The organism is Bacillota bacterium, from assembly GCA_023511485.1.
GTDB lineage: Bacteria > Actinomycetota > Aquicultoria > Aquicultorales > Aquicultoraceae > CADDYS01.
Genome location: JAIMBH010000014.1, coordinates 48,644 through 73,523 on the forward strand (window position 1 = coordinate 48,644; position 24,880 = coordinate 73,523).

At 44.8% G+C, this 24,880-nt stretch carries 21 protein-coding genes; 5 read left to right on the plus strand and 16 right to left on the minus strand.

Translation table 11 applies throughout. From position 1 onward, the window contains the following. Window positions 1-50: 50 nt before the first annotated feature. The 3 genes from K6T91_06250 to K6T91_06260 are packed head-to-tail and all read left to right on the plus strand — an operon-like array spanning window position 51 to window position 2,256. Entirely contained in the window at window positions 51-779 is a 729-nt protein-coding gene (locus tag K6T91_06250) for an ABC transporter ATP-binding protein (GenBank protein MCL6472398.1), read from the plus strand. Continuing rightward, window positions 761-1,990: a SufD family Fe-S cluster assembly protein gene (locus K6T91_06255; GenBank protein ID MCL6472399.1), complete on the plus strand. Its 1,230-nt coding sequence runs from the start codon at window positions 761-763 to the stop codon at window positions 1,988-1,990. Before K6T91_06250 ends, K6T91_06255 begins: the two co-directional genes overlap by 19 nt. Window positions 1,991-2,040: 50 nt before the next feature. Continuing rightward, entirely contained in the window at window positions 2,041-2,256 is a 216-nt protein-coding gene (locus tag K6T91_06260) for a cation transporter (GenBank protein ID MCL6472400.1), read from the plus strand. Window positions 2,257-2,361: 105 nt separating this feature from the next. Here the strand turns inward: K6T91_06260 and K6T91_06265 are convergent, their stop codons facing one another. Next, entirely contained in the window at window positions 2,362-2,739 is a 378-nt protein-coding gene (locus K6T91_06265) for a hypothetical protein (protein MCL6472401.1), read from the minus strand. A gap of 375 nt (window positions 2,740-3,114) precedes the next feature. On the opposite strand from K6T91_06265, the gene K6T91_06270 reads away from it, so the two are divergent. Next, window positions 3,115-3,411: a hypothetical protein gene (locus K6T91_06270; GenBank protein MCL6472402.1), complete on the plus strand. Its 297-nt coding sequence runs from the start codon at window positions 3,115-3,117 to the stop codon at window positions 3,409-3,411. A 77-nt stretch (window positions 3,412-3,488) separates the two neighbouring features. Here K6T91_06270 and K6T91_06275 read toward each other — a convergent pair whose 3' ends face one another. The 11 genes from K6T91_06275 to K6T91_06325 form a co-directional block, all read right to left on the minus strand. Then, window positions 3,489-4,331 (minus strand): hypothetical protein, encoded by an 843-nt coding sequence (locus K6T91_06275; protein MCL6472403.1) that lies wholly within the window; start codon window positions 4,329-4,331, stop codon window positions 3,489-3,491. A gap of 74 nt (window positions 4,332-4,405) precedes the next feature. Beyond that, window positions 4,406-7,300 (minus strand): CehA/McbA family metallohydrolase, encoded by a 2,895-nt coding sequence (locus K6T91_06280; protein ID MCL6472404.1) that lies wholly within the window; start codon window positions 7,298-7,300, stop codon window positions 4,406-4,408. Between the two features lie 23 nt (window positions 7,301-7,323). After that, a complete protein-coding gene (locus K6T91_06285; GenBank protein MCL6472405.1) occupies window positions 7,324-7,812 on the minus strand; it encodes a hypothetical protein in 489 nt (162 codons plus the stop codon). 211 nt (window positions 7,813-8,023) lie between these two features. Continuing rightward, window positions 8,024-8,761, minus strand: a complete 738-nt coding sequence (locus K6T91_06290; protein ID MCL6472406.1) for a DUF4412 domain-containing protein — start codon at window positions 8,759-8,761, stop codon at window positions 8,024-8,026. 243 nt (window positions 8,762-9,004) lie between these two features. Then, window positions 9,005-11,110: a DNA helicase PcrA gene (gene pcrA, locus K6T91_06295; protein ID MCL6472407.1), complete on the minus strand. Its 2,106-nt coding sequence runs from the start codon at window positions 11,108-11,110 to the stop codon at window positions 9,005-9,007. 105 nt (window positions 11,111-11,215) lie between these two features. Further along, window positions 11,216-13,138 carry a molybdopterin biosynthesis protein gene (locus tag K6T91_06300; protein ID MCL6472408.1) on the minus strand — a complete coding sequence of 641 codons (1,923 nt, stop codon included), beginning with the start codon at window positions 13,136-13,138 and terminating at the stop codon, window positions 11,216-11,218. Between the two features lie 9 nt (window positions 13,139-13,147). Continuing rightward, entirely contained in the window at window positions 13,148-14,380 is a 1,233-nt protein-coding gene (locus tag K6T91_06305) for a molybdopterin molybdotransferase MoeA (GenBank protein ID MCL6472409.1), read from the minus strand. A gap of 54 nt (window positions 14,381-14,434) precedes the next feature. After that, complete coding sequence (locus K6T91_06310; GenBank protein ID MCL6472410.1) at window positions 14,435-15,388, minus strand: sulfite exporter TauE/SafE family protein; 954 nt, start codon at window positions 15,386-15,388, stop codon at window positions 14,435-14,437. Between the two features lie 164 nt (window positions 15,389-15,552). Then, window positions 15,553-15,939 (minus strand): HEAT repeat domain-containing protein, encoded by a 387-nt coding sequence (locus K6T91_06315; GenBank protein MCL6472411.1) that lies wholly within the window; start codon window positions 15,937-15,939, stop codon window positions 15,553-15,555. 15 nt (window positions 15,940-15,954) lie between these two features. Beyond that, on the minus strand, window positions 15,955-17,220 hold the full coding sequence (locus tag K6T91_06320) for an MFS transporter (protein ID MCL6472412.1): 1,266 nt from the start codon (window positions 17,218-17,220) through the stop codon (window positions 15,955-15,957). A 14-nt stretch (window positions 17,221-17,234) separates the two neighbouring features. Further along, entirely contained in the window at window positions 17,235-18,995 is a 1,761-nt protein-coding gene (locus K6T91_06325) for a dynamin family protein (GenBank protein MCL6472413.1), read from the minus strand. A gap of 410 nt (window positions 18,996-19,405) precedes the next feature. Between K6T91_06325 and K6T91_06330 the strand changes: the two genes are divergently transcribed. Then, entirely contained in the window at window positions 19,406-20,614 is a 1,209-nt protein-coding gene (locus K6T91_06330) for a cation:proton antiporter (protein ID MCL6472414.1), read from the plus strand. Here the strand turns inward: K6T91_06330 and aroF are convergent. The 4 genes from aroF to K6T91_06350 all read right to left on the minus strand — a co-directional run bounded on the left by aroF (window position 20,611) and on the right by K6T91_06350 (window position 24,582). Continuing rightward, window positions 20,611-21,375 carry a 3-deoxy-7-phosphoheptulonate synthase gene (aroF, locus tag K6T91_06335; GenBank protein MCL6472415.1) on the minus strand — a complete coding sequence of 255 codons (765 nt, stop codon included), beginning with the start codon at window positions 21,373-21,375 and terminating at the stop codon, window positions 20,611-20,613. The two genes, K6T91_06330 and aroF, sit on opposite strands and share 4 nt — an antisense overlap. Before the next feature lie 8 nt (window positions 21,376-21,383). Beyond that, window positions 21,384-21,656, minus strand: a complete 273-nt coding sequence (locus K6T91_06340) for a chorismate mutase (GenBank protein MCL6472416.1) — start codon at window positions 21,654-21,656, stop codon at window positions 21,384-21,386. Between the two features lie 215 nt (window positions 21,657-21,871). Beyond that, window positions 21,872-23,413 (minus strand): glutamine-hydrolyzing GMP synthase, encoded by a 1,542-nt coding sequence (gene guaA / locus K6T91_06345; protein MCL6472417.1) that lies wholly within the window; start codon window positions 23,411-23,413, stop codon window positions 21,872-21,874. An 11-nt stretch (window positions 23,414-23,424) separates the two neighbouring features. After that, on the minus strand, window positions 23,425-24,582 hold the full coding sequence (locus tag K6T91_06350; protein ID MCL6472418.1) for a GuaB3 family IMP dehydrogenase-related protein: 1,158 nt from the start codon (window positions 24,580-24,582) through the stop codon (window positions 23,425-23,427). Window positions 24,583-24,880: the final 298 nt, after the last annotated feature.

The window sequence follows — 24,880 nt, forward strand, 5'->3', positions numbered from 1 at the left end:
CATATGCTTTATAATTAGATTATAACCAGACATCAAGGAAAGGAGACCTGATGCTAGAGCTAAGAAATTTAAAGGTTGAGGTTTCCGGTAAAGAAATTCTCCACGGAGTTAATCTTAAAATTAACGACGCACAGACACACGTTCTCTTCGGGCCAAACGGAGCCGGTAAAACAACCCTGCTTATGGCTATAATGGGATTTCCAGAATACAAGATAACCGGCGGGCAAATCCTATTTAACGGTGAGGACATTACCCACCTTCCACTGCATGAAAGGGCCAGAAAAGGTATCGGGATGAGCTTCCAGCGTCCACCCACTATAAAAGGGTTGAAAACACACAAGTTAATTGAGCTCTCGGCTGGAAACGGAGTCGATGTGGAAGCGATCGCCAGAGAACTCAATCTGGATTACCTTCTTAACCGCGATGTTAACGATGGCTTTTCTGGCGGCGAGATCAAACGCTCAGAACTTGCCCAGCTAATGGCACAAAAACCGACCTTTGTTCTCTTAGACGAGCCAGAGTCCGGTGTTGACCTTGAGAACATCGCTATGCTGGGTGGCGCAATAAACAAGCTGCTGCAAAAAGACCTTAAGCGGCAGAGAGTAAACTCCGGGCTCATTATTACTCATACCGGATATATCTTGGATTATGTAGATGCCGATGTTGGTCACCTGTTAATCGATGGAATTATCCCCTGTGGTGGTAATCCAAGGGAGATGCTTCAACACATAAAAGAAAACGGATACGAGGTGTGCTCATTATGTCCTACAAGCTGTTAGATGAGTTAAAAGAGCGTGCAACGCTCGCAGTAGATAAAAAAGCCGCCTTTGGCGAGGATATCGACCTGGCAAAATATATTGAGCCGTCAAATAGGCACGAGTACGTAGAGGATCTCGAGACGCTTCCCGAAGAGGATAAGGAACAACTTATCGCAGTTGGTGTCGATACCAGTGCAGAGCAGCGCTCAGGAAGTTTTGTCCAGCACGATACCAAGGTCTTACACCGCCGCTCAACGCAGGAGGGCGTCGAGGTTATGGGCACCAGGGAAGCCCTTGAAAAATACGACTGGCTTGAAGAATATTGGTGGAAAGCTGTTGCGGTCGACCAGGATAAGTACACAGCCCATGTCGAACTGCACCAAAACGACGGCTACTTTATAAGAACGCTTCCCGGCGTTAAAACCACCTTCCCGCTACAGGCATGCCTGTATTTACGCGAGGAGCAAGTAGCGCAAAACGTGCATAACATCATCATCGCCGAAGAGGGCTCAGAACTTCATATAATTACCGGCTGCACGACCGGCCCACATGTCAAAGAGGGTATCCATCTTGGGGTCTCCGAGTTCTTCGTAAAGAAAGGCGCAAAAGTCTCCTTCACTATGATTCATGGCTGGAATGAAAATGTGGCAGTACGGCCAAGAACTGGTGTGATCATTGAAGAAGACGGTGTTTTTCTATCTAATTACATTTTGCTTAAAAGGGCAAGATCGCTTCAGATGTACCCAAACGCATATCTCATCGGCAAAAACTCAACGGCACGGTTTAACTCAATTATTGCAGTGCCGGAGGGCTCGCATGTAGATAGCGGGGCCAGAACTTATCTTCGGGCTCCCGGAGCTAAAGCCGAGATCATCTCAAGAACAATCAGCACCGGTGGAACCGTTATCTCGCGAGGGCATATGATTGGTGAAGTCCCGGGCGTCAAGTCCCATATGGAGTGCAACGGTCTTATATTAACCGAGACAGGCATCGTCTCGGCCGTTCCCGAAATAGAGGGGCGTGTCGCCGATGTCGAAATGTCGCATGAGGCCGCCGTCGGCAAGATTGCGAAGGAAGAAATAGAATATCTGATGGCGAGAGGCTTAAGCGAAGACGAGGCTAAAGCTACAATCATCAGAGGATTTCTCGACGTAAGCATAATGGGGCTTCCGCCCCATCTTGAAGCAGCCATAAAGAAGACTGTGGAGACCAGCCAGAAGGGGTTCATGTAGAGTTTAAAAAACTGATTCAGCGTGGCATAAACAGTGAGGAGATGATTTTTATGGCGAAAACAACAGCAAAACTAGTTTCACCGGCAATAAGCTGCGATCATTGCGTGCAGGCGATCACTGGCGGGCTTAAGGGGACTCCCGGCATTGAGAGCGTTTCTGTCGATAAGGACAGCAAAGAGGTGACTGTGACCTACGATACCGATTATCTTACTGAGAAGAATATTAGGGACAAAATGAAGGATATCGGATACGAGGTAGTCGGATAAATAGATAAATATACTGTGGCGAACAATCAAATCCCCCGTTATTTCACGGGGGATTTTTAGGTCCCTTATTAAGAGATGTCTATTTCCGAGGCGATTAACCTAAGATTAAGTAACTAACCTTACCGAGAATACAACAAACCCAAATACAGCCGCTAAAACGCCTAATACTAACGCGATTAATCCAAGGATGACTCCAATAACCGCCCAAACTGCACCCGAATGAGTGCCGGCAAATGCCTGTCCTATGCCAATAGCTCCAAAAACTATCGCCAAAACGGACAAGAATATACCAGCAACCGGACCAATTACTCCACCAACATTGATTATATCGGCGATTAAGGCAAGTACGCCAAGGATAAAGCTCAATATAGCCGAAGTACTGGTCGGCTTGGCCACAGGGACTGCTGGCCTCTCTACATATCTTTCTTCTGCGGGCTGCCTAGCTGCAGGCTCTTGCCCATGCTCCCTCTCTGGCCTGGCCATATACCACACCTCCTCTTTCTGTCTAAATTTATCTATACCCTCGGATTATCAACAAACCACGTTTCCATTTTTAAGGTTATGAGGTTGAAGCTTACGAGCTGAGATCACTCTGTGAAATGGCTGCACTGCTGAATCGCCGTTTACAGTAAATACCAGCCCGTTTCTGATAGAGTCAACGGTAAAGCGAATGGTTAGGCATGTGGACAGGCATTTTTATGCACCGCTTACCTTTTACTGACACCCATTTACCAGTTTTAGTGCACGTTTGCCAGATATTTATTATCAAACTCTGCATTTAATAAGATAATCAACATGACAAAAAATACAGGCTTAAAACGCTTGCAAGGCGTAGAGCCAGATCTGGGGGTGGCAAGGATGGCAAGAACAGCGATTTTAAGAGGAATCTTAGATAAGGTTTTTCCAGTGGTAAAACCCACAAACACCTGGAGTGTCATCAAAGTAGAGAAAATGCTGAAAGATGCCGGTATAAGTAAATACGAGTTTGACTATGAGACAAAGTGTGTATGCCTTGCCAGTAAAGACGACCTTATGGAAATCATCATACGGCTTATGCCGTCCGAGATCACGCAAGACCAAGATGTGGTTATCTCTAAATTCAATGGTGCAGCGGAGTTAAGGATCGGTAATTGGAAATTCAAAGTACAAAACTAGGGTAACGGCCCTTTAAAGGCATTATATAAATATCATAACCTATCAACGCGGGGCATATCAAACCCCGCGTTGATAGGTTATTGCGTTTCAACCGGATTGGCCAATATGCCGACGAGCATCTCTTTTAATATATCAATCATTATGTAGTTTGATTTGTGGGTAATGCTATCCTTAAATTCGGGATCAACTTTGGTACTTGCGGTGCATGGGTAGCTTGAGAGACCCTTGCATGCAACTTCAATGATTCTCTCATCAGCTTTCAACCCCTCGAAAATACGGGCTAGATAATAAGTTGCGCCGCATGGTGCACTAACCTGCACATCAACTCGTTCGATAACACCGTCCTTTATTATCAAGTCGAGTTTTGGTCTACCTATCTTAAACTCCTCGATAAACTGCTTTATGTAAGTGTAGTCGCCGGGATTCAGGCTACAAAACGGCTTTGGTGCGGCAAACTCAAGGCCAAGCTCAAAGCATTTTTCTTCAAGCTTGCCCTTTGTCCAGTTACCCAGCCAATCAGGATCCTCAACCGGTACAATCAAGGCTTTGCTCCCCGCTTTTACTGCAAGATTTGGTAGCTCGAGCAGCAGGTCGCTATGGATATTTATCGCTATGGTAACATCGTGAGCTGGCAGTTCATCTGGCAAAAAATCATCCGGCTCGTCTATAAATTGGTCAGTAAGAAGTGGCATCTTCAGGTGCCCGGCAATCTTATCTGATAAATCCTCAACTACACCGTCACGGCAGAATATGCAATCTTCACCGCACGCTGTGCAGAATGACAAATAATCGTTTTTAAGATGCTTTATAAACCGCTGTGCAAAGCCTTCGTCGAATTTTAGCTGATAAACACGCTCTCCTTGGTGTGTGACAGCCGGTGCCCCTCCAGCCGAAACAATATAAATCTTAATCCTTATCACCTTTGAGTCGTTGATGATGCAGCTACAGTAGCTGCATCATCAACTATAACATTGGTCAAGAAGAAAAGTCATCTTCAAGGAATACCGAGGGTTACCACATTTGATGCCTCGCTTTCGTTACCTGCTACATCAATTGCAGTTACATAGTATGAATAGTTTTCACCCGGCTGGTTTATATCGTCCTTAAACTGAACTGAGATTACCGGATAGCCGTTCAGTTGTTTCGTTACCCCATTACTATCTACTCTATAGATATTATATCCTGCAAGGTCCTTCTCCTTGTTCGGACTCCAGACAAGATGTATGGTTTTGTCACTTAGGTTGTATTTCAGCCCTTCTGGGGGTTCCGGTGCCTTACCATCATCTTGCAGATTGGGGCTATTCGGCATATTCAACACTTTGATATCAATAGTATCGGTTGCCGTGTTGCCCGCCTCATCGGTTACTGTAAGCGTTGCTGTATATTTTCCCTTTTTGTTATAGGTATGGCTAATTATTGGACCAGCTGCGGTTTCAGTCATACCATCGCCAAAATCCCAGTAATAGCCAAACCAATCGACATTTTTAGAGCCAGAAGCATCAAAGACCACTTCAATGCCTTCACGAACCTTTTTGTCTTCTCCAGCATCGGCAATCGGCATAACGTTATCCACAATTAAAGTCACCCCCTCTTGACCTGAGGCAGACTCCGAGTCAAACGCCATGCTTGCAAAATAGTAATATCCATCGGGAATACCCAGTGTATCCCAGGTGTAATTTATCGTCGACATGGATGTGCTCGTAGTATCGGCGGTCTTTACAAGATTGCCATTTAAGTAGAGCTCAAAATCGGTGATCTCTTTATCGTCTTTGGCCTGGGCTGCAATAGAAGTTATGCCTCTAACAACCTGCCCATCCTGCGGAGAACCGATGGTTACTTCCGGCGGAGTCTCAGCAATACCTGAGACGTCAAGTTTTACTTCTTCACCACCTTGCGGAATATCGACCCCCTCCATGTATATCTTCCAATCACCCGGCATCGGATTATCTATACGATAGAGCTCATAAGTTGGCCCTTTTATGTGAGAGACATCCGGGTCGTCTGTGTTGCAATCTATTACCGCACCATCCGGAGATACTAGCGTTAAGGCAACATCGCTTCCTGTCCAACGGGTGTTAAACGTGGCCTGCAGGTTATTTGAAGATATGTAAACAATCTTCTCAATTTTTTGTCCTTTCTGGATACTGGCACTCATCTTAGAGATGGAAACCCCACCTTGCAGAACCTGCGATAAATCGAAATAAATCTCGCTTATTCCACCTGGGGTGTAAGTGCTAAAATACCGGCCTCCAGTTTGCAAGGCTATACTGTTGAGAAGACCTGGATTGGTATCCGTGCCCAGACCAATAGTAAAAACAGCCCACCCTCTGTTTTTAAAAAGCACTTCGGGGTTAGTGTAGACCCCAACGTTATGTGAACCATCAGTTAGTAGGATAGCTGACTTCTTGTTGCTAGAGCCATCCTTTAGTAATTCATTGAACGCAACTTTTAGCGCGGCATCGATATTTGTCGAGCCTGAAGCACCAATCCTATCCACAGCAGCCTTTAACACTTGTCTGTCTGCATTGGTTTTTATCTCTCTTAATCCTGCAAGCGTATAAGCGCTTGTATCAAAACCAATAACAGCGATCCTATCCCCTGGCCGAGCAAGATCGATAAAATATTTTGCTGCCTCTTTTCGTAAACCATTTTGGTCATTCCAGTCCATACTGCCGCTGCTGTCTATGATCAAGGCTACCGATATATTGCTACCTGAGAACGCAGGCTGTGTCCCAGACGGTTTAATAAATATTGGGTTGGTATATGCCATCTTACCTTTATCGGTCTCAATTTTAGCAAGAATATAGCCTTTACCCTTTACTTCGTAATCAAGACTCATGCTTCCAGTTAGCCCGCTAATTGGATAAACGGTACCTGCACCCGTTAAGTCTCTTGTCTGATCATATATCCTGATTCTGGTCGGATTGCCGTACGCAGAAGCAGAACTCCAGGAAACATTCACTTTAAGTTTGCTCCCAATGGCAACGTTTTTAATAGAATCGCCCGGATATTTACCGCTAACATTAAAGTGTAGAGAAGGGCCATTTGAGGCTACTGCGCGACCATTTTTCAGCGCGTTTAGAATCTCTGACTCAGAGTTATTATTAGCAATAATGGACGTATAGGAAGAGGCCATAAAGGGTGGGATTAATCTCTGCCATACATTATGAGTATCGCTGTTGCCCACAACCCAAAAAGGCCTCTGCTGTCTTAAAAATCCCTGCCATTTCTTCAAGGCGGCATTGCCTTGAAATTTACCGGCGCTAAAAAGCTCCATCCCTTTTACTACATCTAGATTATTAGTTACACTACTCCAAACCTGCCAGGTATCGCACGGCAATATGCTGGTGTAAGGGTGTGCAATAAAACCGAATCCTTTCTGGCTTCTTATATCAGGAAATATTTCATAAGCTGTTCTGCGATATTGTGGAGTCGATCCTTTTGCCTGCGTGCTGGCTATTGATCTGTTAAAAACCTGGATTGGCTCATTGATATTGTAAGTAAGAAAATGGCCCCTGGTTTTCAGATCCTTTCCGTTACCAACCGTTACCTCTTCCCCTAAAAGAACAGGAGTGCCCCAATTTTTCCCAGTTTCCTGCTGCAAAATAGACCACTCGGGTATGGTTAGCTCGTCCTTAAACAACTTATTATTTAAAACAAGGTCACTATGATCTGTAACCGAAAACCAGTTTAGGTTTTTTTTGGTTGCCACATTGACCCATCGGTCAATCGTCGCACCGGTAGTGAGTGCTACCTCACCGGATAAATAAGTATGCACGTGTCCGTCGCCGGCATAATAGCTTGCAGCAAAAGCTGATGAGGTTAAAAGAGATAAAACAATCCCCAGAGCAAGTATTTGTCGTAATACTTGCCAACATTCCTTAAACATTGGCGCCCCTCCATTATTTAAATTTATTTTCTTATCATTGCTCGCAATCTATCCAATAGATAGCCAATAAACAACCCCAAAAGGCCCCAGCCTAGCCAGGAAAACGTAACAACAATAAAGTAGAATATAGCAGGTGTTGGAATAAACGGTTGAAAAGGTATAGATATTAAGCTCCCGGGTAAATAATAAGTTAAAAATATCCTAGCAACGTCAGTATCGCCTTGTACAGGCCCATCAATCAGCGACAGGATAAGTACTAGCGCAACCATAATAGCACCGGCATAAACAGCAATAACCCTCTCTCTCCTATAAAACCATCGCAGCAATAGAGAAAATATCATCCCGACAACCGCTGAGCCTAATCCGAGTAAAAAAATAGAAACGGGAGTTAATATCTTATCATTGGGTGGATTTGTATATGGCCCCGAGAAAGGCCCCAGAGCAAATATTACTATCCCATAGATGAACATCAAAATGAAGCCAACCGTTGCCCATTTTAGTCGCTCGCTCATTACTACTCCTATTGCTTTGAATGCCACATTTGGCTTAATTGCTTTACTAGCGTTTTATATCAATACGATAAATTAGCAACCTAGTTATCATGTTACTACTAAACGCTATTTAGTCAATAGCTCATTTGTACATTTATATATTTTCTCAAAAAAAAGAAAGGGCCAATTTTCAGACCCTTTCTTTCAACCATAGGATATGTTTTTAACACGGCTATTGCTTAGGTAGATTGGGAAGCTGCTTTTGAAATTCGCTTAAGTCAGTGACTTCCATACCAGCTGGAATCTCAAACATCTCTGCCGGCTGCTTTCCCACCTTTAGATTCTTGTAATCTATGGCCATCTTGCTGCCGTCTGGCAAAGAGGCTTCTATACGAACAGGTAAGCCATTGTCCTCGGTAATCCACATCTTTGTGTTGATTTTGCCAGTTTCGTCGTTGGATACCTGTATGGAAATTACCCTGCACTTAATACCGTTATAGGTGGTAGTTTCCAGAGACTTGGCTGTTTTAATATCAATATTTTCTAGATAATCGGTCGGCTTATCCGGTAAACTACTGGTTTCACCCATAGGTATTTTCATCGCCTTCTTATTTTCTTCATCGATCATATAGGCAACGTTTTTCTCACCATCGACTATAACAGTTGATTTTTGACCGAGGAATGTACCCTCGGTTCTCATTTTCTTGCCTGTCATCCAAACCTTGCCTTCCATCTTCTGCCCCACAGCATCAACCACATACTCATAATACATACCATCAATTTTTTGACCCTTTGAGATTAGATCTCCAAGTGCCAGATCTTTTTTAACTGATGAACCCTTCTTGATCGCTCCATCTTTTTCGTTACCTGCCTCTGTTGAGCCGCCCCCTGATTTTCCAGCACATCCTGAGATAGCTAAACTTAAGGCTACAAAAATTGCTACTGTTAATACCGCTAGTCGCTTCTTCATTTTCCCCCCAGATGATAGATTTGGCCTGATTTACTTAAAATACGGTGTCCCATAAAAAGGTTGCCTATTAATTATATACTAGCCGTTTGGCATATGTTATAAGAAAAATGGACTCTAAGGCAACCTTTTTGTATTCGCACAGCTTAAGGTTATAACAAAAGAGTTAAAAACTAGCTTCAGACCGTCTGTAAGCCTTTCCTTCTTTGCCGGCGGCATTGAACTTAAAAATCGGCCCCGCCCTTGCTATCTCTTCTCAAGTGGAGCATAGCTTAAAAGAAGCGTCTTTTCGCCCTCCGTAACAAAGAAAACAGTTACCTGATCCTCGCCTTTGACGCCAGTTATGCGGCCTTCGCCGAACTTTTTATGGTGGACGTTATCTCCAATAGAAAAAATACCAACCTGAGACGGCGGCTTTGCCTTGACATCTACCTTTTGGTCGGCATTCTTTATAAGCTCTGGTGGTATCTCATGCAAAAAGCGAGATGGTGAGTTGTAGTTCACGCCACCCCAGAGATTTCTTGACCAGGCATAGCAGAGGTAAAGTTTCTGCATAGCGCGAGTTATACCGACATAAAAGAGGCGTCTCTCCTCTTCCAGCTCGTCTGTCTCTGTCATTGCACGAATGTGCGGGAAGATGCCTTCTTCTAACCCAACAATAAAAACGATGTTAAATTCAAGCCCTTTCGCGTTATGGACTGTCATCAGGGTAACAGCGTTATTATCGTCATCGTAATTATCAATATCTGTGATGAGAGATATCTCCTCTAAGAACTCGTCAAGCCCGCAAGAATTGCGGTTTTCTTCGAATTCCCTGATTACCCCCAAGAACTCTTTTACATTTTCCGCACGGTTCTCGGCCTCAATTGTGCCCTCGTTTTCAAAAGCAGATAGATACCCTGTCCAGTCAAGCAGGGCTCTTGTGAGCCCCTCAATCGTTTCTTTTTCTCTTATCGCTTGAAGTTCATCCATTAGGGCGAGAAACTTCTTAACATTTTTCTGTGCGCCGGTTGATAGAGTATGGATTTCGTCGACGTTGTTTAGGGCCTGGTAAAAGCTTATGTTGTTCTTTAACGCATAGGCATCTACTTTTGCAACAGTGGTATCGCCGATTCCCCTTTTAGGCACATTTATTATCCTTTTTAAGCTTACAGTATCATTTGGATTTGAAAGTACACGCAGATATGCAAGGACATCCTTTATCTCTGCACGATCATAGAACTTAAGCCCTCCCACTATTTTATAAGGCACACCGTAGCGAAGGAAAATCTCCTCCAGAACGCGGGACTGGGCATTGGTGCGGTAAAAGACGGCTATCTCTTTATACTGTACCCTATCCTTTACCATCTGCTCGATCTCATTTGCGACAAACGCTGCCTCTTCGTGCGCGTTTTCTCCTTGATAGCATACAATCGGCTCGCCTTCATCGTTTTCCGTCCAGAGGTGCTTCGGCTTGCGGGCACGGTTGTTTTGCATCACGCTGTTTGCCGCCTGCAGGATAGTCCTAGTTGAGCGGTAGTTCTGCTCTAACTTAATAACCCGGCAATCCGGATAATCACGCTCAAATTCAAGAATGTTTCGGATATCTGCCCCACGAAATCTATAGATTGACTGAAAATCGTCTCCTACGACACAGAGGTTGCGGTACTTGTTTGCAAGCAATCTTACCAACTCATATTGGGCAAGGTTGGTATCCTGGTACTCATCGATCAATATATGCCTGAATTTCTCCTGGTATGCATCAAGAACCGATGGAAATGCCTGGAATAAGTTTACGGTAACCATAATCAAATCATCAAAATCAAGCGCGTTGCTCTGGTATAGCCTTTCCTGGTATAGCTTGTAGACCTCAGCAATCGTCTGCTCAAGATAAGTTGTCGAGCGTGCGGCATAAGTCTCGGCATCTATTAACTCATTTTTTGCATTGGATATTGCGACTGCTATCTTGTTTGCCGGGTAACGTTTGCTGTCAAGATTTAAATCCCGAAGACAGTAGGTTAGCAACCTTTTGGAGTCATTGCTGTCATAGACGACAAAGCTCTTGCTATAGCCGAGACGATCGATCTCTTGGCGCAATATCCTTGCACAGGCGGAGTGAAAGGTGCTTATCCACATTGCCCGGCTAACCCGACCAACCAGATGTGCAATTCGCTCCTTCATCTCATTTGCAGCTTTGTTTGTAAATGTAATCGCCAGTATATTAAGTGGATTTACGCCTTTCTCTTTAATAAGATAAGCAATTCTGTGGGTTAATATCCTAGTTTTTCCGCTCCCCGCGCCAGCTAAGATAAGCAAAGGTCCTTCACTGTGCGTTACTGCTTCGAGCTGAACCTGGTTTAAGTTATCTAGCATTCTTGAAACCTCTTGCTATGTTTTTGACCGTATGCTCTGTTATTTATAGATCATTTTATCTTTTCTTGCAATTGCGCCTAGATTCTTAATTTAAAGCTTCTTCGCTTAATTGACAAATTTTCCGGTTTCATCGACCTCATATCCACCCATTGCAAGAACTCGCTGTTTAAATTCATCAGAGCGAATAACCTGCAGCATAAGCTGAATCTTTTCGTCCTCCAAATACTCGCTGGGAATTACTAGGTCATACCTCTCTTTTGCAATGGGAATAAAGTCTAGTGAGAGGGCTTTAGCAGCAGCAAGAATCCCGAGGCCAACATCGGCAGCCCCAGAGGCAACAGCCATTGCCACATTCATGTGTGTGTACTCTTCGTTGTAGTAACCAGCAATGGTATCAGCAGGTATACCAGCTTTGCGAAGCTCGTAGTCAAAAAGAATACGTGTACCGGAACCGGCCTGGCGGTTAACAAAGACAATATCTGAACGCTTGAGGTCTTGAATGTTCTGGATGCTTTTTGGATTGCCGGCGGCAACCATAAATCCCTGCCAGCGGTGCACAAGGGTAACCAGCTTAACTGGAGTAGAGGGCAGGTACCGTTTAATAAACGACTCGTTATAGCCTCCTGTCTCTTCATCTAAGAGATGAGAGCCTGCAAAATGCGCCGTTTGTTTCCTTAAGGCAATAAGCCCTCCAAGGCTTCCGACGTTGCTGGATGAGATCTGCACTCTGCCGCCAGTTCTTTCTTTGAGCATGCTGCCAATAAGGTCTATGGTCAGATCATGGGAGCCGATGGCCACAAGCCTGCCGCTAATTGATTCAGGCAAAGAAAGTAATTCTGCCTCAGTCTCTTCTCCCTCAGATAAACCGCCGACTTCCTGCGGTATACGAATGATCCCATCAGCACGTACGATAGATGAAATAACTCCAGCACCTCCAGCAAGAGGAATGGCTACAAGTCTTCCACCTACGTTTCCAATAATAACCCTCACATGCTCCTCAAGTCCCAGTTTAGAAGGTATCTTTCGCCCAACCGCAACAGTAACTTTTTCCGGCTTAGGGGCTTCAATCCCTTGAAGCATGTACAATAGAGGCCGCACGAATTCCCTGAAGGCTACTGCAGCCGACACAGGATATCCCGGTATACCAACAACCGGTCTGCCCTCTACTTCTGCTATTAAGGTTGGCTTGCCCGGCATTACTGTCACGCCATGGACAAGCAAACGGCCCATTTTCTCAAGCAGGGGAGGTGTGAAATCTTCAGTACCCGCAGAAGAGCCGGCTATTAGCATAATTAGATCGTATTGCTTTGCCAAAGCTTCTTTCAAAGCTTTTTTGAGCTCACTCTCAATATCTTTAACCGGCTCATGGATTCTCACACTTGCGCCGCACTCTTCAGACATTGAAGCCAGCATCTGCCCGTCAACCTCAAGGATTGCACCCTTGGGTAATGATTCAGGTGCTTCCTCAGGAACAACTATCTCGCTTCCTGTTGGGATAATAAGAACGCTCGGCTTACGCATGACTTTAACCGTGTAGATGCCAGCAGCAAGCATTGCAGCCTGGTCAAAAGCGCGAATACGGTGTCGGGCCGGCAGGATGATTTCTCCCTTAACCATATCTTCTCCAGCTTTACGCACATTTCGCCATGGGTAAACTGCTTCTCGAATTTTCCAGCCCTCTTCTGTCTCCTCGACCTTTTCGATCATGACCACAGCATCTAAGCCTTCCGGCATGGGATCGCCCGTGTCAATCATGACAGTATGGCCACCCTTTGGAAGAATGATTGGCTTTTCAGGCAGAGCTCCAAACGTCTCAGAAGCTTTAACGGCAATACCATCCATAGCGGCAGCATGGTAGGCCGGAACGGACTCTCGCGCAACTACAGGTTCTGCCAATATGCGCCCCAGGGATTCTCGCACAGGCACTTGTTCTGTCCCAACACGAATATCCTTAAAGGCTTCGATAACAATCTGCCTGGCCTCGTCTAAAGGTTTTAGCTTGCGATATACTCTCTTCTTTCGCTCCATTTTCCCTTCTTAAAATAGATATACGTCGATAGCTTCTCCATCTGCCATACCTTCAGTGTGAATTGGCACAACGAAGAAACCATCCGCCTTAACAAGAGTAGACATCATACCGGATTTTCCAAAAACAGGGTAAGCCAATAGCTGGTTATTTCTGCGCATAAGCTTCACCCTAACATAATCCTCACGACCGTGCGGTGAGTGCACTGGCGTAGCAAGTACTGCGCTCACTCGCTGCCCCGAAGGTTCCTTAACAAGATTTTCACCTTCTAGATATTTTATAAATGGTAACACAAATACTTGAGCTACAATTAATGCAGATACCGGATGCCCTGGTAGTCCAAAAACAGGTTTCCCGCTCACACCTGCCAGCAATGTCGGCTTTCCTGGGCTTATGGCGATGCCGTGCGCATAAATTTCCGCTTGGGAAAAGCTGCTTATGACATCAACAATATAATCCCGTTCACCTACAGAGCTGCCACCGGAGATAACGACTACATCTGCCGTATCAAGCGCATTCTTAAGTGAACCTTTTAAAAGCTTCGGCTCATCCCGAATAATCCCACAAGAAATCGGCGCCGCGCCAACAGTTTCAACCAATGCGCGAATAGCATAGCTATTGATATCCCTTATCTGTCCCAAAGATGGTGTTTGCATTACCGGGACGATCTCATCACCCGTCGAAATAATGGCGACTTTAGGTTTCTTAAAGACGGAGATTTTGACCATGCCAAGTGCCGCTAATATGCCAATGTCTTGCGGTCTAAGCCGCTTGCCTGCCTTCAGTACAACCTCACCCAGAGCAACGTCTCCTGCTCTATCTAGCACATTGTCGCCTTTTGTTACAGGTCTGGTCACTTCAATTTCCCCATCAGCTACAGGGTTGGTATATTCCACCATAACAACTGCATCTGCTCCCTCGGGTAGAAAACCCCCTGTAGGAATCTCTGCCGCCTGGCCCTGGGCAATTATCATATCAGGAAGAGACCCCATGGAGACTCGTCCAACAGTTTTAAACAGTGCTGGCACGGTATCTGAAGCTCCAAATGTATCCACTGCCCGCACTGCATATCCATCCATTGTTGCTCTTGCCCGAGGCGGCAGGTCTTCTTTTGAAACAACATCTAGCCCAAGAACCCGCCCTAGAGAATGTTCCAGGTCTATCCTCTCAAACGCCAATCTCGAAAACCCGGCCATCATATCAAAAACCTGCTGAGGCGTTACAACTTTAAAAAATTCAGGCATAGTTCACCTTCAAATAAAAAATGTGGATGAAGATAGTTTAGCAAATAGCGGTTCTTAATGGAAAAAATCCACAACGTATTTAAAAGCGGTAAAGATGATAATCCCACTTAGCATCCATTTAATTGCTCTTGCCGGAACGTATTTCTGGCATCTTGCGCCAAGATACATTCCGGCCATGCCGCCGAGTCCAAACAGGATACCAAGTAGTAGATCTGGAGCTACCGACATCTCAGGATAAAACGGTGCAATAGCCTGGTAGAAAGCAACACCTGCAACTGATGTGACAAAGGTTCCCATCAGTGCGGCACCCGCTACCGTGTAGACCGGAAGGCCAAAGAATGAGACAAAAAACGGTGCAATAATGGCACCACCACCGATGCCGTATATACCACCCACGATTCCTACAATGAAACTGAGAGCGAAAATACCCCAGAACGAAACGTCGAACTGCTGACCATAAAATGTGTATCCAAGTTTTTTTGAATTGAAATGCGTGACCTTAATAGCCTGCAAAGCCCCACCGTCGGCAGTCTCAGCAGCTCCCTTGCGATAATTGCGCACGAGTTCCTGGAACCGCTTTTCACTTTTTTCTTTTTCCGAGGCACCAGCACTTTTGCTTAACAAATCGCGAATCATTTTAACGCCAATATAAAGCAAGATTGCCGCAGCAAAGAGCTTGAAATTCTTTGGGTCGGGCAGATACCTAACGCGTACGATAGCGCCAATAAGTACACCCGGAAGCGTACCGGCTACTACAACCCAGGTTAGCGGCCACACCATACGGCCCTCTTTATAGTAACGATATACACCGCTCGGGATAGCAACGATATTAAATACTTGATTGGTAGAGCTAACAGAAGGGTTAGTGTATCCGAGAAAAGACATTTGAAAAGGGAGGAGTAAGAAAGCTCCCGATACACCACCCATCGAGGTAAAAAATGAAATTGTAAAAGCTACTAGCGGCGGTATCCATGGTGCAACATGGATACCAGCAACCTGAAAGAACATAGCCGACCCTTTACGAACCCAGTTTTATTAATAAACCTGTTATCTCTTACTTACTATTCATTTTTGCTCATCCCCTGCCACATTTCAACCACTTCTATTAAATGCTAGCCAAACCTACTTCTTATCCAATCCGTAGCTACCCATATTTATTTTGTCAAAATAAATCATTGTCCCTCAATCATCTCGAGTGCTTTTGCTGCAGCAAGACGCACAATGAGATAAGCACGCGGGTCCGAGAGCTTCTTTGCAAGAATATCAAAGGCTTTGCCATCCCCAATTTTTCCTAAAGCTAAAGCTGCCGATTCTTGGATATATGGGTCTTGCGATGAAGATAATACTTCTATCAGTTGTGGTACTGCCGCCTTTTCTTTAATCTGGCCCAAAATCCAAGCTGCCCTCACTGCGGTTAGCGGCTCTGGATGCCTCAATGCCGAGATGAGCTTTTCACTAAACCCTCTTCTATCAAGACTCTCAAGGTCGGCTCCACACGTAGGGCAAACCTTTTGTTTCGCTTTACATTCACTCCAACAAGAAGGGCAAAATATAATCATCGACAGCTCCCACACTTATATGTCAGCTTCAGGTAATCCTTCAATTTCGCGCGGTAATCTTTTCTTGCCATCACCCTGAATTAAAAGAGTAAAAAAGGTTAAAGCCAACAGCGATACAGCGCTACCAAAGAAAAATGGTGCACTTGGATCTATCTTATCCCAGAGGAATCCGGCGATAAGGCTTGCGGGCAGAAGCGCAATACCAAGAATCAGATTTAAAAAGCCATATGCCGTTCCTCGTAAATTAGTGGGGACAATATCGGCAGTAAAGGCTTTAAAGATACCCTCTGTAAACGCGTAATACAGGCCATAGGCGGCAAATAGAAGCCAGATAGCAAAGTGGCTTTTAACCAAAGCAAAGCCAAGATAAACTAAGGAGAATATCAAGTATCCAGCAATAATTACCCTCTTTCTTCCAATTCGATCAGATAGAGAGCCAATAGGTGTTGATGAAACCGCATAAACCATATTAAAAACAAAATAGACGAGTGGAATTAATCCTATTGAGACACCAACATCTTTTGCTCTTAAAATTAAAAAAGCATCGCTTGAGTTACCTATCGTAAATAGCAACACTACCATTAAAAACAGCTTGAATTGTCTGTTAAAAGGTTTAAGGCTGAGTTTTATACCCTTGGGCTTAATCGCTCTTGCTTTCTCTTTTACAAATAAAGCAAGGACTCCAACCCCAATAAATGCCGGGATGATTGCCAGGCCAAAGTATGCCCTGAAATTATTATGAAGTAGCGGCAACACTGCAAAGGCAAACAAAGGCCCAAGCGCAGCACCCAAAGTATCCATGCTTCGGTGAAAGCCAAATGATTTACCATACTCTTTGCTACTGCTTGAATCTGCTATTAAAGCGTCTCGAGGTGCGGTTCTTACGCCTTTTCCAAAACGATCGACAAACCGGGCGATCAGCACCTGCCACCAAATAAAAGATAGGGCAAGTATCGGTTTGCCAAGAGCTGCAAGCCCATATCCTACCACGGTTAGTTTCTTTCGCCCATGAAGCCGGTCTGAAAGCCAACCGGAGAAGACTTTAAGAATGCTTGCTGTTGATTCAGCAACGCCTTCGATAAGACCAACAATGGTGACTGGAGCCCCAAGAACCGTCGTCAAGAATATTGGAATTACTGGGTAGACCATCTCGGTGGATATATCCGTAAAAAAAGAAGTTAATCCAAGGAAGAAAACATTTCTTGGAAAACCAAGGTATCTTTTATTTGCTGGTTGCCGTGCCCGCTTGGGATTGAAGATCTTTTTACCAGCTGTTCGCATTGTCTTTGCCCAGTCTACCCAATTTCATTCGCATACGAGGTCAGCTCCAGCTCTATTTTTTCAATTCTTTCCCTGTAAGCCTCAAGTTCAAGCTTTCTTTTCTGTATTTCAACCTCGTTTCTCTGCCGATACTCGAGTCCTCTTGTGACGGCTGACTCTATGCTCGATATCATGTCGGCAACGCGCTCATCAAGCATTCCTTTCAAGGCAAGCAAGCTATCATCTAGCCTGGTATAAAGATCGCCACGAATACGTCCGCAATGCATGTCAAAATATCTTATCAGCTTTTCTTTTGCATCTGCATACATTATCTTTGCAGCAAAAGCTTTGGGTAGCATGCTCTTAACAGGGGCAGCAAGCAGCTCTATGCTGGTTGAAGCTTCTTTAGACATATAATAGAACCATTTGCTATCAAGTAGTGCAACTGTACCAACAATCTGCGAAAGTGAAAGGCCAAATATATCGGATGCTTTGTCGACAATTTCTTGAGCAATACCATTGGTCTCGTCAATGAGCCGTTTTGCGACAGCCTCAAAACCAGCGGAAACCTTCTTTTCCTGTTCGCTTCTCCAGCGGGTAAATATTGAAAGAATTATACTTTTTACCGCATCGTCTAGAGCGTCTGAAATTTGTGCTTTCGGACCAGCCTTTACTTTCTCAAAGGCTTCTTCGAGCTCTTTAATTGCCTCCGGCAACTTCTCTTTCTTTAGATTCTCTGTGTCTTCATCATATTGTTTAATCAACTCACCAAGCTGCCCTTTCATTAGATAGTGCGCGTCAAGTCGCTTGCGCTCAATTTGCTCAACATATTTTTTGAAATCGGCGAGCTGTTTTTCAACAATCTCGATTGGCGCTTCAAGCGATTTAAGCTCAAGCTCAATATGGCGCAAAACATTATTTGTAACCTGCAGGCCGCGATTAACCGCGACAGTCAATATAAGTAAACCCTTTTCTTTAAGTAAAAACTCTGAAAGCTCGTGCTCAAATTCGGGTAAGTTGCTTTGAATAAGCATTTCTGAGTTACCATTTTGCCTGGCTTGTAGAGCCAGCCTTGCAGAAAGCGGTATTAGCGTAACCCTGCCGCCCAACGCTTGCTCTAGAACTTTTCTGCTGAACGCCAGAGATTCTTCCCGTTCGCTTTCAGATAAGTAGTCGATCTTGTTCTGAACAAAAAATATTTTCTCTATGTACTCTTTGATATCGCCAAGATAAGCAATTTCGGTCTTACTTATCGGCGGGTCAGAAGATACCAGAAATATGACGGCATCCGCTTCTGGAAGATAGTCATAAGAAACCTCGGTGTTGTGTTCGTAGATTGATCCAACCCCTGGGGTATCAACCAAAATAACACCTTCGCGTAAATACTCAGAGGGATATTTTACGACTACTTTCTTAACTCCCTTTTCGTTGTTGGGGTTATTACGCTCCGTCACATAATCATCAAGCATTTCAAGGGATATGGTCTTTCTCTGGCCGTTTTCGAAAATAACTTCCGCTGAAGGATTATCGCCGTACACGAGCTCGGTTATAATTGAAGTAAGCGGCACTACAGCCATTGGCAGTACAGCTTCACCAAGTAATGCATTAATAAACGATGTTTTACCCCGCTTAAACTCACCCATTACCACCAGGTTGAACTTGTTATCTGTAAGCTTTTCAACCGCATACTCGAGCATATTGCTGTTCCCAAGCGACTCATCATGATTCAAGCTTGCTTTAAGCTCACCTAAAGTCATGAGTATCTCTGATCTTGCCTCTGCATAATTAATCGACATATAAACCACCTCATAAAATAATAATAGCCCCTACGCAAATTCGTAGGAGCTATTAGCCTAGCGGCAGTTTATGCGAGCTCCATCGCACTTATATTTATTTACCTATGTTAGACTTACTTACCCATGTTAGCTTTGATTGACAAGTATAAAATATAGCCTGGATGCCGTCAATCCAGCTACGATAAAAAACCTTAGCTACCTCTCATTTCATTTATCCCGTTGACTTTCACTTTAATACCTGCTAACATCCTTAAACAAGCAATATAGTGGCGATGGAGCTCGCCGTATATGCAAATATTTTTGCTAATAGCTCCTACAGAACCTAACGGTACTGTAGGAGTTTTTTGTATTAATTTACAACATCCCTCCTAGCAGTTAAAAAGGCAGAGAAAGGTAAGTGGTGAAATAATATGGAGCAAATTTACATGGTGGCATCCTTTTGGCTCGCACTAGCTGTCATCTCAGCTATTCTTGCTTATCATTTGCGCATATCAATCGCATTAGTAGAAATTTGTGTTGGGGTGGTTGTGGCTGCTATAGCTACTTATTTTGGTAAATTTGAAGCTTTGGGCTCAAACCAAGAGTGGCTGCGTTTCCTTGCTTCATCTGGAGCCGTCTTGCTGACTTTCCTGGCTGGGGCTGAACTTGAGCGGGAGGTAATGCAAAAAAAGCTAAAAGAAGTAACAGTAGTTGGCTTAATCGGTTTTTTTGCGCCGTTTCTTGGCTGTGCAGCAATCGCGTATTATGTGCTTGGATGGACACTAAAGGCTAGTTTATTGGCTGGCGTGGCGCTTTCCACAACTTCAATGGCAGTTGTCTACGCAGTTATGTTGGAGACCGGATTTAACAAAACCGAGTTTGGTAAAGGGATTCTTGGGGCTTGCTTTATAAACGACCTTGGAACAGTTATTGCTCTGGGTCTTCTGTTTGCACCGTTTACATATAAAACCGTCATTTTTATAGTTATAACCGTTGCTGTTCTAGCAATCTTACCATTTCTTTCTAATTGGCTAACTAAAATCTACGCATACAGAACCGCCGCAATTAGAACAAAATGGATCATGCTGATTCTTTTCGGCTTGGGTGTTTTAGCCTTCTGGTCTGGCAGCGAGGCAGTACTCCCAGCATATCTTATCGGCATGATTTTAGCGGAGTTTTCTAAAAATGATGATTCATGGATACGTCGCCTCCGTACCTTAACTGTTGGATTTCTTACCCCATTCTACTTTATCCGTGCGGGAACTTTCGTTTCTCTGCCTGCTCTAATTGGAGCCCCGCTGGTCTTTCTAGCTCTGATAACAGGTAAAGTCATTTCAAAGATATTTGGCCTTTACCCAATAGTTGGAATGTTTAGGCGTGAACGAAACGAGAGGTGGTATTACACGCTAATGATGTCTACTGGGTTAACGTTTGGCACAATCTCTTCGCTCTACGGTTTAAGCCATGGAATTGTAACCCAGGCACAATACTCTTTTCTTGTAGCAGCAGTTATTACTAGTGCAGTTGTGCCAACTCTCATTGCTGGATTTGCTTTTTTGCCCAAACATCTTTTGCCTGAACCAGCATTAAATGGTGCAAAAGCTTCATATTTAGAAGGAGATTTAAGCGAAGAAGGCTAAGCCAACCTTTTGCCTAGCACTTCTGCAATTGGTTTTGTTTCAAATACCAGTTGCTTTAGTTGATCTGGAGTAAGAGACTGCGCACCATCACAAAGAGCCTTCTTGGGATTTGGATGGACTTCGATTAAAAGTCCATCCGCCCCTGCCGCAACAGCGGCACGGCTCATTGGAATTATGTATTCGCTGTGTCCCATTGCATGACTTATGTCTACTATTATGGGAAGGGAGCTGAGCTTCTTGATCACCGGTACTGCTGCTAAATCAAGTGTAAAGCGGGTTGCGGTCTCAAAAGTTCTTATTCCTCTCTCGCAGAGGATTACATTTGGATTCCCCGCAGTTGTGATGTACTCAGATGCAAGTAGCCACTCATCAATCGTAGCCGACATTCCCCGTTTTAAGATAACAGGAGTTTTTCTCTCGGCAGTCAAAGCACCAATCTTTTTCAGGAGCGCAAAATTGGCCATGTTTCGGGTACCAACCTGGATCATGTCCACATAATTGAGAACCATAGCCACGTGCTCGGTATCCATAACCTCAGTTACAGCCTTTAAACCGTATGTTCCGGCAGCCTCCGAGAGATACTTTAAGCCCTCTTCCTCAAGGCCCTGGAAGCTATAAGGAGATGTCCTTGGCTTAAACGCTCCACCGCGAAAATATGTAAGGCCAAGCTCAGAGACGGCTTTTGCAACTTCCATGACCTGCTCACGACTCTCAACCGCGCAAGGCCCAGATATGATCGTCAAATCCTCGCTGGAAATCATTTAATCACCTACGATTCAACGTTTTTCATCGCATGTAGGATGGTCTCATATATTTCTCTCAAATCGTCGTCATACAAAGGACCATTGTTTATAGATGTAATTTTCTTAAAAATTTCTTCTTCTCTTCCTGGATCATAGAGAGGCAATTTGCTCTCTGTCTTAATCTTTCTTATCTCAAGCGCAAGACCTGCCCGCTCATTTAGTTTCTCAACTAAATGTGCATCAATAACGTCGATTTTTTTACGCAACTCATATATTTGTTGCTTTGCTTCCTCGCTCATAATGTCCTCCGAATCAGATAAAGGCTTAAAATATATTCTAGCATGTTTACGTGGTGTTTTGTAGTTCAAGCGCTAGAGTTACGAGGTCTTGATGTGCCAATGTGCCAAAGTCAACTAATCGTGCTGCCGTTGTTAGTGCTGCAGTGCGCTTTCGGATATCCGGTCTACCAGGGTGACATGTAGACCCACTTACAGGCATTGGCTGTTGGCTGACTTTATTCCCACTCAATGGTGGCTGGGGGTTTTGAACTTATATCATATGCTACGCGGTTTACATGTTGGACTTCGTTAATTATACGGTTTGATATCCTCTCCAGTACTTCATAAGGTATTCTAGCCCAATCGGCGGTCATCGCATCCTCGCTGGTAACAGCCCTGAGGATAATTGGGTAGGCGTACGTCCTCTCATCCCCCATAACGCCGACGCTTCTAATTGCCGGAAGAACCGCAAATGACTGCCAAATCGAGCGATAAAGGCCGGCACGTTTGATCTCCTCTTCAAAGATTGCATCAGCGTTGCGTAGAATCTCAAGCCTCTCGGCTGTTATCTCACCGATAATGCGAACAGCGAGACCGGGACCGGGGAACGGGTGCCGCCATACGATCTCATCGGGAAGGCCCAGTTCTTCACCAACCGCGCGCACCTCATCTTTAAAGAGCGCGCGAAGCGGCTCGATTAGTTCAAGCTCCATATCCTCAGGCAGACCGCCCACATTATGGTGTGTCTTTATCTTAGCGGCATCTCTCGTGCCGCTTTCTATAACATCGGGATAAAGAGTTCCTTGAACTAGGAACTTGGCATCGTGAAATTTTGCCGCCTCCTCCTCAAAGACCCTTATAAACTCTTCACCGATTATCTTACGCTTGCGTTCAGGGTCGGTAACTCCTTTTAGCTTCTCCAAAAATCGATCCTGAGCCTTAACATGAACTAAATTTATACGGAAGTGCTTGCGAAAAGCGTCTTCGACTTTTTCTGCTTCGCCTTTGCGAAGCAGGCCATGGTCAACAAAAATACAGGTTAGGTTATCCCCAATTGCCTTATGCACCAGAATTGCTGCAACCGATGAGTCAACGCCTCCGCTCAGTCCGCAGATGACTTTATTGTCGCCAACCTGCTGCCTGATCTTGGTTACTGCATCCTCAATTATTGATACCATTGTCCAGTTGGGCACGCATTCGCAGACATCGTATAGGAAATTCTTGAGAATCTCCATGCCGTAGACTGTATGCGCCACCTCGGGATGGAATTGAACGCCGTAGAACCTTTTCTCTGTATTCTCCATTGCAGCAACTGGAGACCCATCCGTATGAGCCGAAACAGAAAACCCTGCAGGGACAGCAGTTACCGCATCCTGATGGCTCATCCACACAACCTGCTCAAGAGGGATATCCTTAAACAGTGCATGGCCATTATCTACAGCAAGCACAGTTTTGCCGTATTCCCGATTGCCTGTGCGCGTGACTTCTCCGCCAAGCGAGTGGGCCATCAATTGCATGCCATAGCAAATTCCAAGGATAGGAACACCAAGGTCAAAAAAAGCAGGGTTGACTGCAGGAGCGTTATCTGCGTACACACTTGCAGGACCACCTGAGAAAATAAGTCCGCTAGGATTTTTAGCTTTCAGCTTCTCAATCGATATATCGTGCGGAACTATCTCCGAGTAAACTTTACATTCGCGCACACGCCTTGCAATAAGCTGCGCGTATTGAGCCCCGTAATCTACAACTAATACAGTTTTGAAGTCCTCTGAAGCCAAACTAGATACTCCTAACCCATTCCAACTCGTTGTGCCTGCTGCAAAGCTTTGCCTTCAGTCTGCAAGGCCGGGGCAACCATGACCTCGGCTTTCTGGAACTCTTTGATATTCTGATAGCCGGTTGTTGCCATAGATGTTCTTAACGCGCCAAATAGATTGAGTGTCCCATCGTTCTCTCGAGCCGGACCAAGAAGAAGCTCTTCTAAAGTGCACTTCTGCCCAGCAAAAACGCGGGTTCCTCTTGGAAGGGTCGGATGAAATGTAGCCATGCCCCAGTGAAACCCAAGACCTGGGGCTTCCTTTGTTCCTGCAATAGGTGAGCCGATCATGACTGCATCGGCACCGCATGCTATCGCCTTAGCGATATCGCCGCCGGTCCGCATACCTCCGTCTGCTATAACATGGCAATAGCGGCCGCTTTCTTCCAAATAGGTCATCCTTGCCGCGGAGGCATCAGCAATTGCCGTTGCCTGCGGCACGCCAATTCCAAGAACGCGCCTTGTTGTGCAGGCGGCACCTGGGCCAACTCCAACTAAAACACCAACGGCACCTGTCCTCATAAGATGAAGTGCGGTAGAATATGACGCACAGCCACCAACAATAACCGGAATGTCAAGTTCGCTAATAAATTTCTTAAGGTTAAGCGGCTCAACCTGTGTGCTAACATGTTCGGCGGATACAACTGTTCCCTGGATAATCAGAAAGTCAAGACCAGCCTCAATTGCTGTTTTATAATATTGTTCAACCCTCTGCGGCGTAAGCGATGCAGCGGCTAGAACACCGCCCTCTTTGATCTCTTTGATACGCTTCGCGATAAGTTCTTCTTTTATAGGCTCTTTATAAATTTCTTGCAGGCCGCGGGTCGCTTCTTCCTTTGGAAAGCTCGCTATTTTCTCGAGAATAGGGACGGTATCATCATACCGGGTATAAATACCCTCAAGGTTAAGGACCGCCAATCCCCCTAGTTTGCCAAGTGCAATCGCAAGCTTCGGGTCAACAACGCCATCCATCGCCGATGCCAGAAGCGGTAACTCAAACTTATGACCGGCAATTTCCCAGCTTATATCGATATCTTCAGGATCGCGGGTCCTTCTGCTTGGAACAATCGCAATATCATCAAAGCCGTATGCCCTTCTTCCTCTTTTTCCTTTCCCTATCTCTATTTCCATACTCCCTCCTGCTGAACAATAATTCTTTCAGTATTCCCTATCATAATAGACTTGACACGGTGTGCGATTTAAAAAACCCAGCGCTATTTGTCCCTGCCGGGTCTTAGCATCCTGGGCCTCTTAACCAATTATCTAACTGGTTGATACTCATATTATTGCTCAATTTCATGGGTAAAATTTCGATTATATTACACCTATGGGGAGGCCGTGTCAAGAAAACAGCAGAAGGCCAGAAGGCATACCGGGGACGATAAAAAAAAAAAAAAAAAAAACCGTAGATTTTAAAATTTTTAAGAAA

Bases quoted from the DNA above. Each gene is read 5' to 3' on its own strand.
- K6T91_06250 (MCL6472398.1), top strand. From the start codon at position 51: ATGCTAGAGCTAAGAAATTTAAAGGTTGAGGTTTCCGGTAAAGAAATT.
- K6T91_06255 (MCL6472399.1), top strand. From the start codon at position 761: ATGTCCTACAAGCTGTTAGATGAGTTAAAAGAGCGTGCAACGCTCGCA.
- K6T91_06260 (MCL6472400.1), top strand. From the start codon at position 2,041: ATGGCGAAAACAACAGCAAAACTAGTTTCACCGGCAATAAGCTGCGAT.
- K6T91_06265 (MCL6472401.1), bottom strand. From the start codon at position 2,739: ATGGCCAGGCCAGAGAGGGAGCATGGGCAAGAGCCTGCAGCTAGGCAG.
- K6T91_06270 (MCL6472402.1), top strand. From the start codon at position 3,115: ATGGCAAGAACAGCGATTTTAAGAGGAATCTTAGATAAGGTTTTTCCA.
- K6T91_06280 (MCL6472404.1), bottom strand. From the start codon at position 7,300: ATGTTTAAGGAATGTTGGCAAGTATTACGACAAATACTTGCTCTGGGG.
- K6T91_06285 (MCL6472405.1), bottom strand. From the start codon at position 7,812: ATGAGCGAGCGACTAAAATGGGCAACGGTTGGCTTCATTTTGATGTTC.
- K6T91_06290 (MCL6472406.1), bottom strand. From the start codon at position 8,761: ATGAAGAAGCGACTAGCGGTATTAACAGTAGCAATTTTTGTAGCCTTA.
- pcrA (MCL6472407.1), bottom strand. From the start codon at position 11,110: ATGCTAGATAACTTAAACCAGGTTCAGCTCGAAGCAGTAACGCACAGT.
- K6T91_06300 (MCL6472408.1), bottom strand. From the start codon at position 13,138: ATGGAGCGAAAGAAGAGAGTATATCGCAAGCTAAAACCTTTAGACGAG.
- K6T91_06305 (MCL6472409.1), bottom strand. From the start codon at position 14,380: ATGCCTGAATTTTTTAAAGTTGTAACGCCTCAGCAGGTTTTTGATATG.
- K6T91_06310 (MCL6472410.1), bottom strand. From the start codon at position 15,388: ATGTTCTTTCAGGTTGCTGGTATCCATGTTGCACCATGGATACCGCCG.
- K6T91_06315 (MCL6472411.1), bottom strand. From the start codon at position 15,939: ATGATTATATTTTGCCCTTCTTGTTGGAGTGAATGTAAAGCGAAACAA.
- K6T91_06320 (MCL6472412.1), bottom strand. From the start codon at position 17,220: ATGCGAACAGCTGGTAAAAAGATCTTCAATCCCAAGCGGGCACGGCAA.
- K6T91_06325 (MCL6472413.1), bottom strand. From the start codon at position 18,995: ATGTCGATTAATTATGCAGAGGCAAGATCAGAGATACTCATGACTTTA.
- K6T91_06330 (MCL6472414.1), top strand. From the start codon at position 19,406: ATGGAGCAAATTTACATGGTGGCATCCTTTTGGCTCGCACTAGCTGTC.
- aroF (MCL6472415.1), bottom strand. From the start codon at position 21,375: ATGATTTCCAGCGAGGATTTGACGATCATATCTGGGCCTTGCGCGGTT.
- K6T91_06340 (MCL6472416.1), bottom strand. From the start codon at position 21,656: ATGAGCGAGGAAGCAAAGCAACAAATATATGAGTTGCGTAAAAAAATC.
- K6T91_06350 (MCL6472418.1), bottom strand. From the start codon at position 24,582: ATGGAAATAGAGATAGGGAAAGGAAAAAGAGGAAGAAGGGCATACGGC.